Source organism: Kordia sp. (genome assembly GCF_965224175.1).
Lineage (GTDB): Bacteria > Bacteroidota > Bacteroidia > Flavobacteriales > Flavobacteriaceae > Kordia.
In genome coordinates this window covers 3,556,352-3,569,198 of sequence record NZ_OZ245041.1, presented here as the reverse complement: position 1 = coordinate 3,569,198, position 12,847 = coordinate 3,556,352, and the positions used below count along the sequence as shown (strand labels likewise).

The following is a 12,847-nucleotide window of genomic DNA, read 5'->3' as shown; positions in this document are numbered from 1 at the left end:
TGCAAAAATGCAATAACAGCTTACGATTATGATTAGGAGTTTGTTCAGCTTCATATTCAATTACGTTTTTTCTTCTTTTTAGAAACTTCTTCTGCCATGAGTAGCGCATTGTATGCATTGACTATTTTTCCTGATTTGGATAAGGAACTGAAAGGAACGAGTTCTTTTTCTTTGCTTGTAGAAGGCTTGTTGACCATGATATCATAAGAAACCCCTGATTTCATAATAATTTGTTTAACTTCGGCGGCTGTTAGGTTTGGGTAATGGGAACGGATTAATGCGGCGATTCCTGAAACGATTGGTGCTGAGTATGAAGTGCCACTTGTAAAATTATAATTGTTCTTTCCTATGCTAGTATATATAAATTCACCTGGCGCAAAAATATCCACATTTTTCTTTCCATAATTTGAATAATCAGAAACTAAAAATTCATTTGCAAAAGGTGTGCTAGAACCAATCATCATAAGGTTATCAACGACCTCATTACCTGTTGTATCGGTATCGTTTGGATAAGGTGTTTCATTGTCAAGATTTTTACTGTAATTCCCAGCTGAACATACAATGAGAACATTATTTCTAGAAGCATACTTTATAGCTTCCCTTACCCAATCTGAATGCAGAGAAAAATATTTAGTAAATGTTATATTTATAATTTTGGCGCCATTATCAACAGCATATCGTATTCCCAAAGCAATATCTTTATCATGTTCGTCTCCAAAAGGAGAGACTGTTACCATCATTATTTTAGAACTATTAGTAACTCCCTTTATACCATAGTTATTTGTTCTATTTGCAGCTAAAACACTTACAACTTTAATGGAGTGAGTATGCTTTGGATATATAGAATCAGAAAAAATAGTTGGATTACCATAATTTATATCTGTTAAATCATTAGAGTTATCCTTTATTACAGATCTTTCTTTATAATCTTTATTGTAATAAATTTCTAAATGTCTTCTTTCTCTTTTGTACCTATTTACATACCACTGTTTATTAGAATCATATTCTTTTAAAAATATAATTTTTTTAATAATTGTTGAATCTTTTTCTGTTCTTAACATACTATCAAGTACTTTAACATCTAATGAAATATCAGGATAAAACTTACTTAGTTCTTTTTTTGTTTCACTCCGTAATGCCTTGACAGAATCTAGATACAATATATTTTGATTAACAATATGAATCTCATCTTGTAAAGTTCTTTTTGCTTTAGTATATATATCATAATTTACAGTGTCTTTAATATTCTGTCTCTTTTTACCTTTGAATAAAGGATCAAATTTTCTTATTACCCTGACAAATTCAAAATTAGCACGATATTCTTGAGCTCCATTTTTATTTCCTAGAAAATTCCAACCATGAATATCATCAATGTAACCATTTTTATCGTCGTCAATATTATTATTTGGAATTTCATCTTTATTTGTCCATAGAAGATTTTTTAAGTCTTCATTTCCTTTTATCAACCTCGTATCTAGAACTGCTACTAAAACAGTATCTCCTTTTATATTTTTTAAACATTCATACGCCTTATCTAAGCTTATACCTGCTATAGAATCTTTTGCGATGTCTTTATGTTGCCAATCTTGCCATTCAGTATTTGTAAGTTGCTTTTTAACAAAACCAGAAGATATTATTTGTGGTTTTGTTGCTATTTGCTTTTGAGATACACACGCAAAAATACAATAGCAGCTTAGGATTATGAAAAGGAGTTCGTAGTGTTTCATATTCAATTACGTTTTTTCTTCTTTTTCGAAACTTCTTCTGCCATGAGTAGGGCATTGTATGCATTGACTATTTTTCCTGATTTGGATAGGGAACTGAAAAAGACCTTGTTCGGGTCACGTTTGTCACCTCTTGCGTAAGGTTTCAATACCATGAGGTCAATTGAAGTTCCTGATTTTAAGATAATTTCTTTTATTTCTTTTGCTGTTAAGTCTGGATAGTACGAAAAAACAAGGCTTGCTATTCCACTCACTACAGCACAAGATAAAGATGTTCCCGTATCAGTTGTAACTTTAGATCTAGTTAATACTGGTAATTTCCATCCAGGCGCAAAAATATCTAACTCTTGTTTTCCATAATTTGAAGCGCTATGAACCAATATAGAATCAATTTTATATGAAGTATTCCCAACTGTTATAAAGTTTTTAACCTCTTCAATACCTTTGAACTTATCTCTAGGGAAACTGTCATTTTTATCAATATTCCACCCATTATTGCCAGAAGAAGTTATTAGTAAAACATTATTTTTTTCTGCATATTTAATCGCTTCATTTACCCAATTAGGATATATTGACATTTCTTTACCATAACTCATATTAATAACCTTTGCTCCGTTATCTACTGCATAACGTATCGCCAAAGCAATGTCTTTATCTTGTTCATTTCCAGCAACCGCAATGCTTAATGGCATAATTTTCACCAAATTATTTATACCATCAATACCAATGTCATTATTTCTAGTCGCTGCAATAACTGAAGAGACTTCAGTAGCATGATTTATAATTTGAGTTCCTTGCACATCATTATTTCCGTACGGAAAATCATTTATATCATGAATATTATCATTAGTTAAATAACGATCATTAAAGTCAAAGTTCAATTTACGATCAATTATCCTTTGATGCATTATATTTCTATTATTGATATACTTTACAGAAACATCATACTTCTTCAACTTTATTAAATATTCTATTTTTTCAATTTGTTCTTTGTTCGTTATTGTTTCTTTTAATGAGTCTAGCTTTACTAAATTGTATGGTTCTTCTATATTTGGGAGGTATAGCTTAAGAACATCTATTCCAGCATTATAACGCTTCTTAGTATTGTTATTTTTATCAATATACCCTGTAAAGGTTTTTAGTCTCTTATGATAATCTAAATACGCTTTTTGATACACCTTAAATTGTTCTTTTTTATCCTCCGACACTTCTTTGATCGTAGTTACATTTTTAAAGAGAGAATCATACTTTTTAATAATTCTCACACATTCAAAATGACTATAAGGAATTTCATCTCCTTTTTTTGTTCCTACATAATTCCAGCCGTGAATATCATCTACGTATCCATTGTTATCATCATCAATATTATTATCTGGAATTTCATCTTTATTTACCCAAATTTGATTTTTTAAATCTTCTTGTAATATATCTAATTCCGTATCAATAACAGCTACGATAATAGTATCACCTTTCTTTCCTTTTAAAAAATCATAGGCTTTACTTAAACTTATTCCTGGAATAGAATCTTCATAGATATCTTTAAAGTGCCAGTTTTTCTTTTCCTCTTTGGTAAGTGTTTGTTTTTTTGTAAAACCAGAAGTTATTATCCGTGGTTTTGTTGCTATTTGCTTTTGAGATACACATGCAAAAATGCAATAACAGCTTAAGATTATAAGAAAGAGTTTGTAGTGTTTCATAATTATTTGCGTTTTTCCTTCTTTTTTGATACTTCTTCTGCCATGAGTAACGCGTTGTATGCGTTGACTATTTTTCCTGATTTGGATAGGGAACTGAAAGGAACGAGTTCTTTTTCTTTGCTTGTAGAAGGTTTGTTAACCATGATATTTAATGAAATACCTGATTTCATGATAATTTGTTTTACTTCGGGAGCTGTTAGGTTTGGGTAGTGGCAACGGATTAATGCGGCAATTCCAGCAACAATCGGAGCTGACATTGAAGTTCCACTTTCATATCCATATTTGTTATTTCTTAAGGTGGTATATATACTTCTCGCTGGCGCGAAAACATCTACGTTATTTTTTCCATAACTTGAAAATTCAGAAACTAACTTTTCATCAAGAGAATTTCGTATTCCTCCCACAACAATAACATTATTTATGTATTCAATGTTTTTAGAGTTATAATCATTAGGATAAGTTTTTTTAAAATCGGAATTACTAGCTGAATTTCCAGCTGATAAAACAATTAAAACATCGTTTTTTTCTGCATATTTTAAAGCATCAGATAACCAATCCTCGTGCTGTACAAGGAATTTTGTAAATGTCATGATAATTATTTTTGCTCCATTGTCAACTGCATAACGTATCCCAAGTGCTATATCCTTATCTTGTTCATCTCCTGTTGGAGAAACACTTACAGGCATTATTTTTAAATTATTTGATATTCCTCTAATACCTATGTTATTTTGTCGATTTGCTCCTAAAACTCCAGCTACTTTTATCGCATGATTATGACTTGATGATGTACTTGCTGTAATATTTCCATTACCATAGTTTGTATCATTCAAATCTTCTACATTATCACCTATAACTTCTCTTTCTTTGTAGTCAAGATTTAAATGTATTTTTAAAAAAGCTTGTAAGCTAGCTCGTCTACTTTCAGACCAATCTGGGTATTTCAAATAACTAATATATGTAGTAATTTCATCAGCCTTTGTTGGATGATCTTTTTTAACTTTTTCTAGATTTTTGATAGTTAAGTTGATATTAGGAAATGTCTCAGAAAGCTCTTTCTCTAAATTTATTTTATTTTGATCTAAAGAATCAAAATAATGGAAACCATAATTAACTTCATCTAATGATTTAGCATATGCTTCTTTTGCTTTTTTATATAATTTAAAATTATCATTATTTTCTTTTGAAATAGCATTAATATTAGAGTCTGAAAAAACTTTTTCGTATTTCTCAATTATTCTAGTTGATTCGAATCTAGCTCTACCCACATTTTCACCATTTATATTTCCTAAAAAATTCCAACCATTCACATCATCAATAAATCCGTTATCGTCATCATCTTTATTATTATTGGGAATTTCATTATTGTTAACCCAAATGAAGTCTTTTATGTCTTCATGTTCTGAATCAATCCTATTATCTAGTAAAGCGACAATAATAGTATCGCCTTTTTTATCTTTTAAAAGTTCTTTATATGCTTTATCTAAACTAATTCCAGGAATAGAGTCTATATAGATATCTTTGTGTTGCCAATTTCTCCAATCTTGTTTTGATATCTTTGATTTGGGAACAGGAATTTTATCCACTTTTATTGGATATAAAGATTTACAAGCTACTACGAAGTAAATACTTAAGATTAGGAAAAGGAGTTTGTAGCTTTTCATAATCATTTGCGTTTTTTCTTCTTTTTTGATATTTCTTCTGCCATGAGTAACGCATTGTAAGCGTTTACTATTTTTCCTGATTTGGATAAGGAACTGAAAGGAACGAGTTCTTTATTATTTGTAGTTGGAGGCTTGTTTACATTCCAATTGATCGCTACTCCAGAATTTAAAATAATAGTTTTAACATCTGATGCAGAAAGATTCACATAGTAAGAGCGAATCAAAGCAGCAATACCAGATACTATAGGTGCTGAATAAGACGTTCCGCTACTAAAGCCATAAGAATTATTAGGATGTGTAGTATAAATATCTTTACCTGGCGCAAAAATATCAACACTCTCTTTTCCATAATTAGACGTATAGTGAACTAAATTTTCGTCTAGTTGATAAGCTGAAGCCCCAACTTTTATAAAATTTTTTAAAACCTCTGTATTATCTTTATCTGTGTCGTTAGGGTAATTTTGTTTTTCTTCTAAATTACTACCTCCATTACCAGCAGAAGTTACTACTAAAACATCTTTTTTTTCAGCATATTTTAAAGCATCAATAACCCAATCTTGATGTAAGGAAAAATTTTTACTTGAACTTATATTGATAATTTTCGCCCCATTATTAACTGCATATCGAATTGCCAATGCCATATCCTTGTCTTGTTCATCTCCATATGGAGATACAGCTATAGGCATTATTTTAACATTGTTTGTGACTCCTTTGATACCTAGATTATTATTACGGTTTGCGACTATAACTCCTGCAACTTTTATGGCATGTGTATGATACCCCTCTGAATTATCAGCATTAATATTATTATTACCGTATGGAATATCATTAATATTGTCCACATCATCTCCTATGATATCTCTTTCTTTAAAATCGAGATTTAAATAAACATCCAGATAACGTTGTTCTAACTCAAAATCAGCAACATTCTTGATACTATCTTTTTTATATTTAATAAGGGTTTGAATATTTTTCCCAATAGTGCTATTAGTTGGTTTTAGGTTTTGTAGAACTTCTACCGTAAGTTTTGTATTTGGATAGATTTCCCCAAGTTGTTCCTCTAAAAAGTTTTTTCTTATTTTTTGATAATTCAATGATCTTAATCTCCTTTTTACATATGCTAGTTCTTCTGAATATTCTTGCTTTGCTTTTAGATATAATTTGAAATTAATTGTATCCTTTATTTCATCAATATGCTTGCCTTTAAATTTATCTTCAAATTTTCGAATAACTCTAACATATTCGAAATTTGCTCTATACGCCTGTTCTCCGTTAGTATTTCCTAAAAAGTTCCAACCATTCATATCATCTATATAACCATTGTTATCATCATCAATATTATTGTTTGGAATTTCATCTTTATTAACCCAAATAAAATCTTTAAGATCTTCATGGTTTTTGTCAATACGCATATCAATAACAGCAACTATAATAGTATCACCTTTTTTATTTTTCAAAAGTTCTTGATATGCTTTATCTAAGCTAATACCAGGAATAGAATCTTCATAGATATCTTTAAAGTGCCAGTTTTTCTTTTCCTCTTTGGTAAGTGTTTGTTTTTTTGTAAAACCAGAAGTTATTATCCGTGGTTTTGTTGCTATTTGCTTTTGAGATACACACGCAAAAATGCAATAACAGCTTAGGATTATAAGTAGAAGTTTGTAGTGTTTCATAATCATTTACGTTTTTTCTTCTTTTTAGAAACTTCTTCTGCCATGAGTAACGCATTGTATGCGTTGACTATTTTTCCTGATTTGGATAAGGAACTGAAAGGAACGAGTTCTTTTTCTTTACTTGCAGAAGGTTTGTTGACCATGATATCATAAGATACGCCTGATTCCATGATGATTTGTTTTACTTCGGGAGCGGTTAGGTTTGGGTAGTAGGAACGGACTATTCCAGCTATCTTTGATACCATAGGTGTTGCTAATGATGTCCCACTATTGTAATAATTACTGCCATCTGGTGAATAAACATATATACTATCGCCAGGAGCAAATATATCTACATGTTTGTTGTTGTAATTAGAAAAATTAGAAACTAAATTTTTATCGAATGATTTCGTGCTTGAACCAACAGCAATAAAATTTTCAACAATTTCATTACCATTATTATCATCTACATCATTTGGATAATACTTATTTTCCAGATTATTTACATTTTTAGCATCATTACCTACAGCATAAACTATTAAAACATCTTTACTTTCTGCATATTTAACAGCGTCCTCAATCCATTCTTTATTATAAGAAAGTTCTTTCCCTAAGCTCATATTTATAATTTTTGCTCCATTATTTGTAGCATAACGTATTGCTATAGCTATATCCTTATCATGCTCGTCTCCATGTGCTGATATAACTATTGGCATTATTTTCAAAAATTTTGATTTATTATGATTAACAAGAATTGCAGAAACTTGAGAAGAGTGAAAAGAAAGATCAATGTCATTATAAATTCTTGCTGTTCCGTATATAGAGTCATTTATGTCATTTGGATTATCTCCTATATTTTCTCTTTCATTATAATCTAAGTTTAAACATTTGTCAATTAGATTATCTGAATTTAATTTGTATGTATCAATCCACTCTTTAGTTAAATCATATTTAATACAATCAGAAACAAAATATACTAGATTTGCTTTTTCTTTATCAGAATCTTTTAATGCTAAATAGAGGCTATCCAATTTTTTTGCTGTATAATTTTTATTTGGGAAAAACTCATTAACTAAAGCATAAGCTTTGTCATAATTTTCTGTAAGGTAGTTACCATGTTTTTGCCTTCTTTCAGCACTTTTAAGTTGAGTTGAGAAATCTTTTTGAGCCTTTTTATAAATTTCATATTTGCTTCCCAGTGCAACAATTGTATCTGTACTATTTTTCAAAAAAGGGATTGTTTGTTTTAAGATACGTGTTGACTCAAAATGATAAAATTTGGTATAATTACCTTTACTATTAGTCAAAAAATTCCAACCGTTGAAATCGTCCACATAACCATTTTTGTCATCATCAAGTTTATTATTAGGAATTTCATCTTTGTTTACCCATAAATTACTTTTGAAAACATCAGCTTTAATGTTCAGTTCTGAATCAATTACTGCTACGATAACAGTGTCATTTAATCTTCTATTTTTTAGAAAACCATAGGCTTTATATAAGCTAATACCAGGAATAGAATCTTCATAAATATCTTTAAAGTGCCAGTTTTTCTTTTCCTCTTCGGTAAGTGTTTGTTTTTTTGTAAAACCAGAAGTTATTATCCGTGGTTTTGTTGCTATTTGCTTTTGAGATACACATGCAAAAATGCAATAACAGCTTAAGATTATAAGAAAGAGTTTGTAGTGTTTCAATTAGATTCTTTTTGTAGAAAAATACAATACTTTATTGGTTATTCTATAATTCCTTCAAAGATTTTATTTTGTGAATAGACTTTTATACCAAATAAATGCCAGTGCAGTAAACCTCGTACTGAATATGAATATTTTCCTGTTTCTAGCGCATCAATGTCAGCATGTTTAAACTCCCAGACATGACCACTTATAAATCCAGAAGCATCACTTCTGCTGTAACATGGAATTGATGTACCTAAATCATCTTTTTTTAAACTTACCGAAAGGTGAATATCAAAAAGAATGTTATCTTCAATAGTAGTATGCATCCTTTCTACAGGGTATCCTTTTATATATTCATTACTAAAATCACTTTCTTTAGCACCGAGTAATCCTATAACGCCTAAAACAAATACTACAATAATCCCGTTGCCATATTTATTGTTGAATAACTGTTTTCCTTTGGCGAATAAAGTTAATACCAAGGCGAAAAATAGTATAACAAAAGCAGCATTTATAAGCGCCCAAATAAGATACATAGTTTGCTATTATTTGCGTTTTTTCTTCTTTTTAGAAACTTCTTCTGCCATAAGTAGTGCATTGTAAGCATTGACTATTTTTCCTGATTTGGATAAGGAACTGAATGGAACAAGTTCTTTTTCTTTACTTGTAGAAGGTTTGTTGACCATGATATCATAAGAAACCCCTGATTTCATAATAATTTGTTTGACTTCGGCGGCTGTTAGGTTTGGGTAATGGGAACGGATTAATGCGGCGATTCCTGTTGTAATCGCAGAAGATAAAGAAGTTCCTAAATCTTTTTCTATGTAATTACCATGAATAGTATACAAATCATTACCAGGGGCAAAAATATCAACTTCTTCTTTTCCATAGTTTGAAAAATTAGCAATAAGAGTAGAATCTACTTTATAAGAAGAAGCACCTACTTTCATAAAATTATTTGCAAACTCTTCTTTAGTATCAGCAGATGAATCATTCAAAAAATCTAGTTCGTAATCTAGGTTTTCTCCATAATTACCAGAAGAGGTTATCAATAGTACATCATGTTCCATTGCATATAACATAGATTCTTTTAACCATTCTTCATGTACAGGAAAAGATATGCTAAAACTCATATTAATAATTTTAGCACCATTATCAACAGCATAGCGAATAGCTAATGCTATATCTTTATCATGCACACCGTTATACGACATTATATTCAAAGGCATAATCTTTACATTATTCAAGATTCCTTGTACAGAATCTGAATCAATTCTATTGGCGGCTATTAAACTGCTTATCCTTAAAGCATGATTTATTTGTCCGATTCCTTTTACATTGTTATTTCCATATTGGATATCTGTGATATCATTTATATTATCATTAGACAACCTTCCTACATGGTTTATATTTAATTGCTCTGCTAGTTCAGTATTTAACTCATCTATTTTATAATGGTAATAGTCTTCATTTATCTCATATTTCAATAAAAGCTTTTTAAAATCAATATGCTTTATGATAACAGTATCAGTTATGATTTGAAGTAATGAGTCAAGTTTCTTCTTGGTGACTTCTCTTCTGCTAAAAACACTATCCATTACTTTATTAGTAGCAATAAGCTTGTTGAGAAGATTTTTGTAACGAGAAAGTTCACTTTGAGATTCTTCAATAGAATTTTTAAGATATGTTTGTGCTTTTTCAAATTGTTTAAATTGTTGTAAACTATCTTTGTGAATTTCAGAAATATTTTTACCTAAAAACTGTTTTTCATATGCTTGTACATAGCGAGAAAAGCCATACCTTGCAGAAGGTAAACCTTGATCTATGGAGGTATTTAAAAAATTCCACCCATGAATATCATCTATGTAACCATTGTGGTCATCATCAATGCCGTTATTGGGAATTTCGTTATGATTTATCCAAATCTGATTCTTAATAGCTGAATTGTCAATATTAAGTTCTGTATCCAATATTGCAACAATAATATTTTCAGCTTCTTTACTTTTTAAATAGTCATATGCTTTATAGAGACTTATTCCAGCTATAGAATCATTTTCAATATCTTTATGATGCCACTTCAATAAATCACCCTCTAAAGGTAAAGAATTGGATTTTGATACTGATTTATTATATGAAAGTATGGATTTTTGATTGCAACTAAGGCAAACAACAAAACAAGCAATAAAAGATAGGAATCTAAAAAACATATGACTTATTATATTAGCAAACTCCTCCGTTCGCTTGATTATCAGATTTACAAAGCACTAAACGTACGTCTTTCGTTTTTTGTGGCGTTGTATCTAAAGGGCATTTTCCTTTATCTTTAGTTTTTCTGCTGCCTCCATTAATTCCATGTAAGTTATTCAATCTTGCAACTTTAAATTTGTTAATTTTAAAACTTTTATTTTTTTTCATCCTGAAATGATTTTAATTAATTAAACTTCTCACAAAAGTATTAACTAGATCCAAACAAACAATAACTAATAATCCAAGATTCATGAAAATTGGACATTAAATCAATCATTATTCAATCTTTTGATAAAGAAAGAAGTGTGTATTCCTGTCCTTTTGAAAAATGCTTTAGCATATGATTCTTGATTAGAAAAACCAACTTCATCTGCTATTGCATAGATAGTATATTTTCTAAATACAGGATCATTTTTTATACGATCAATTGTGAAATCTATTCGTAAGTCATTTAAATATGTTCGAAAATCTTTTTCTTTATAATAATTAATCACTTTAGATAAATATCTTGAATTTGTTTCAAACTCTTTAGCCAAACTAGCTAATGTGATTTTCTTTTGTAAATAATGTTTATTCTTTTCAAAAACTAATAATCTATCTAAAATATGATTTATAACTTCTTGTTTTATATCTAATTCCTTACTAGAATTTGAGTCCTGTTTTTTTGTTACTGGTAATGTGACTTGGCGGCTTTTAGTTTCTCTTAAAAGTTCTTGAAATTTTTGTTCATATTTTTTTCTCTTATTACGATTATGTATTAATAGAAGACAAGCACTTAAAAAGAGTACAAATAATAAAAAAATACCATATATAAACCCTTTGTTAGAACTTTTTAATTCTGTTATTACTATGTCCTTTTCTTTTAATAGTTTAGGTGTGTCGTAATTTTTGTTCAGGTTTAAGGCTAAATCACCGTAAGTATTTTCAAACACATCATCTACCTCAAGAAGTTTTTCAATATAATAAAGTCTATTTTTCAAATCTCCTTTTTTCTTATAATATTCAATTAACTCAACATAAGCATATCTTGAACTAAAATTAATAATTCCGTCGGAATCAAAAATGGAATCGATCTTTTTTAAATAATCTAAAGCTTTATCTTTTTCATTCAAAGATTGATGTGCAGCACTCAAGAAAAAGTATGTGTTCGATAAATTTAAATAGTCTTTTTGATTTCTTAAAAATGGAATCACTTTTTTTAAACTGTCTTTTGCGGCTTTATATTCTTTTTTTTTGAATTTGTTAACTCCTTCTATTTGTGTAAAATAATTATAATAAGGACTATTAATGGACTTGGCGTAGTTATAAGCTTTTTTGTTGATTTTTGATGATGAATCTAATTGATTAATATTACTATATGTAGAACTAAGAGCAGATAAAAGATCTAAATCAGTAGTTTTATTTTTTTTTTGACTATAATCTAAACACTCTCTGAATATTTGAAGAGCTTCTTCACTTTTTCCAACTCTTAATTTAAGAATTCCTATGTTAAATCTTGTTGCATCAGACCAATCTTGATTACCTAGATTTTCAAAATGATTATTCGCAATTATATAATATTTTAAGGCTAAGTTGTATTTATTTTTTTCTTGATTAAGATATCCTTTGTAAAAGTAACTTTCAGCAAGAATCGTTTTAAATTTTTTTCTTTAGATACGCTAATACTGCTATCTAGATATTGTTCTCCTAAGTCAAAATCAGAAACTGATCTATATAATCTTTGATAACTGTTGGCTAGTGCTACATAGTTTTTCTTCTCTTTAGCTTTATACATGGTATAAAGTGCAATAGCAAATTGCAAAGAATCATCATCAGTTCCATAAAATAGTTGTTTTAATTCATTAAAACTTTTCTTTTCAAGTGTATCTATATGTTTTTGAAAATAAATAGTATTGCTTTTAGCCACAAAGCAATTGATAAAAAAAAACAATATAAATATGTTTAAAAAACTATATCTCACAATTATAGATTATAAATAATTCAATTAAAATCACCCTATTTTCATTGAAAACAACCCTACTTTCATTGAAAATAGGGTATAACTATTAGACGTTATCAAAACCTAACAGCTACATTTACATAATCAAAAAAATCTGACAGCTAAAATAATAGTTTAAATTTTAACAAGCGAAATCTTAACAAAATAAAAAAACTGTTTGCTACTACAACTCAGATTTATCACTTAAAGTA

The 12,847-nt window shown here is 29.1% G+C and carries 10 protein-coding genes; all 10 read right to left on the bottom strand.

The annotated features are described in order from the left end of the window. Positions 1-56: 56 nt before the first annotated feature. Positions 57-1,727, bottom strand: coding sequence for a S8 family serine peptidase (locus tag ACOQOS_RS15495; protein WP_420571375.1), 1,671 nt, complete (start codon positions 1,725-1,727; stop codon positions 57-59). 2 nt (positions 1,728-1,729) lie between these two features. Then, on the bottom strand, positions 1,730-3,421 hold the full coding sequence (locus ACOQOS_RS15490) for a S8 family serine peptidase (RefSeq protein ID WP_420571374.1): 1,692 nt from the start codon (positions 3,419-3,421) through the stop codon (positions 1,730-1,732). Between the two features lie 2 nt (positions 3,422-3,423). Further along, on the bottom strand, positions 3,424-5,082 hold the full coding sequence (locus ACOQOS_RS15485) for a S8 family serine peptidase (RefSeq protein ID WP_420571373.1): 1,659 nt from the start codon (positions 5,080-5,082) through the stop codon (positions 3,424-3,426). 2 nt (positions 5,083-5,084) lie between these two features. Then, entirely contained in the window at positions 5,085-6,755 is a 1,671-nt protein-coding gene (locus ACOQOS_RS15480; RefSeq protein WP_420571372.1) for a S8 family serine peptidase, read from the bottom strand. A 2-nt stretch (positions 6,756-6,757) separates the two neighbouring features. Then, on the bottom strand, positions 6,758-8,428 hold the full coding sequence (locus ACOQOS_RS15475) for a S8 family serine peptidase (protein WP_420571371.1): 1,671 nt from the start codon (positions 8,426-8,428) through the stop codon (positions 6,758-6,760). Positions 8,429-8,466: 38 nt separating this feature from the next. Next, the gene (locus tag ACOQOS_RS15470) at positions 8,467-8,946 is read right to left on the bottom strand and encodes a hypothetical protein (RefSeq protein WP_420571370.1); all 480 of its coding nucleotides are present in this window, start codon (positions 8,944-8,946) and stop codon (positions 8,467-8,469) included. Positions 8,947-8,955: 9 nt separating this feature from the next. Beyond that, on the bottom strand, positions 8,956-10,617 hold the full coding sequence (locus ACOQOS_RS15465) for a S8 family serine peptidase (protein ID WP_420571369.1): 1,662 nt from the start codon (positions 10,615-10,617) through the stop codon (positions 8,956-8,958). Between the two features lie 13 nt (positions 10,618-10,630). Next, positions 10,631-10,825, bottom strand: coding sequence for a hypothetical protein (locus ACOQOS_RS15460; RefSeq protein ID WP_420571368.1), 195 nt, complete (start codon positions 10,823-10,825; stop codon positions 10,631-10,633). 101 nt (positions 10,826-10,926) lie between these two features. Beyond that, positions 10,927-11,850, bottom strand: a complete 924-nt coding sequence (locus ACOQOS_RS15455; RefSeq protein ID WP_420571367.1) for a helix-turn-helix domain-containing protein — start codon at positions 11,848-11,850, stop codon at positions 10,927-10,929. Positions 11,851-12,224: 374 nt separating this feature from the next. Beyond that, entirely contained in the window at positions 12,225-12,563 is a 339-nt protein-coding gene (locus ACOQOS_RS15450) for a hypothetical protein (RefSeq protein WP_420571366.1), read from the bottom strand. Positions 12,564-12,847: the final 284 nt, after the last annotated feature.

Coding starts and splice junctions, on each gene's coding strand:
- ACOQOS_RS15460 (WP_420571368.1), bottom strand. CDS start 10,825: ATGAAAAAAAATAAAAGTTTTAAAATTAACAAATTTAAAGTTGCAAGA.
- ACOQOS_RS15470 (WP_420571370.1), bottom strand. CDS start 8,946: ATGTATCTTATTTGGGCGCTTATAAATGCTGCTTTTGTTATACTATTT.
- ACOQOS_RS15485 (WP_420571373.1), bottom strand. CDS start 5,082: ATGAAAAGCTACAAACTCCTTTTCCTAATCTTAAGTATTTACTTCGTA.
- ACOQOS_RS15480 (WP_420571372.1), bottom strand. CDS start 6,755: ATGAAACACTACAAACTTCTACTTATAATCCTAAGCTGTTATTGCATT.
- ACOQOS_RS15465 (WP_420571369.1), bottom strand. CDS start 10,617: ATGTTTTTTAGATTCCTATCTTTTATTGCTTGTTTTGTTGTTTGCCTT.
- ACOQOS_RS15495 (WP_420571375.1), bottom strand. CDS start 1,727: ATGAAACACTACGAACTCCTTTTCATAATCCTAAGCTGCTATTGTATT.
- ACOQOS_RS15490 (WP_420571374.1), bottom strand. CDS start 3,421: ATGAAACACTACAAACTCTTTCTTATAATCTTAAGCTGTTATTGCATT.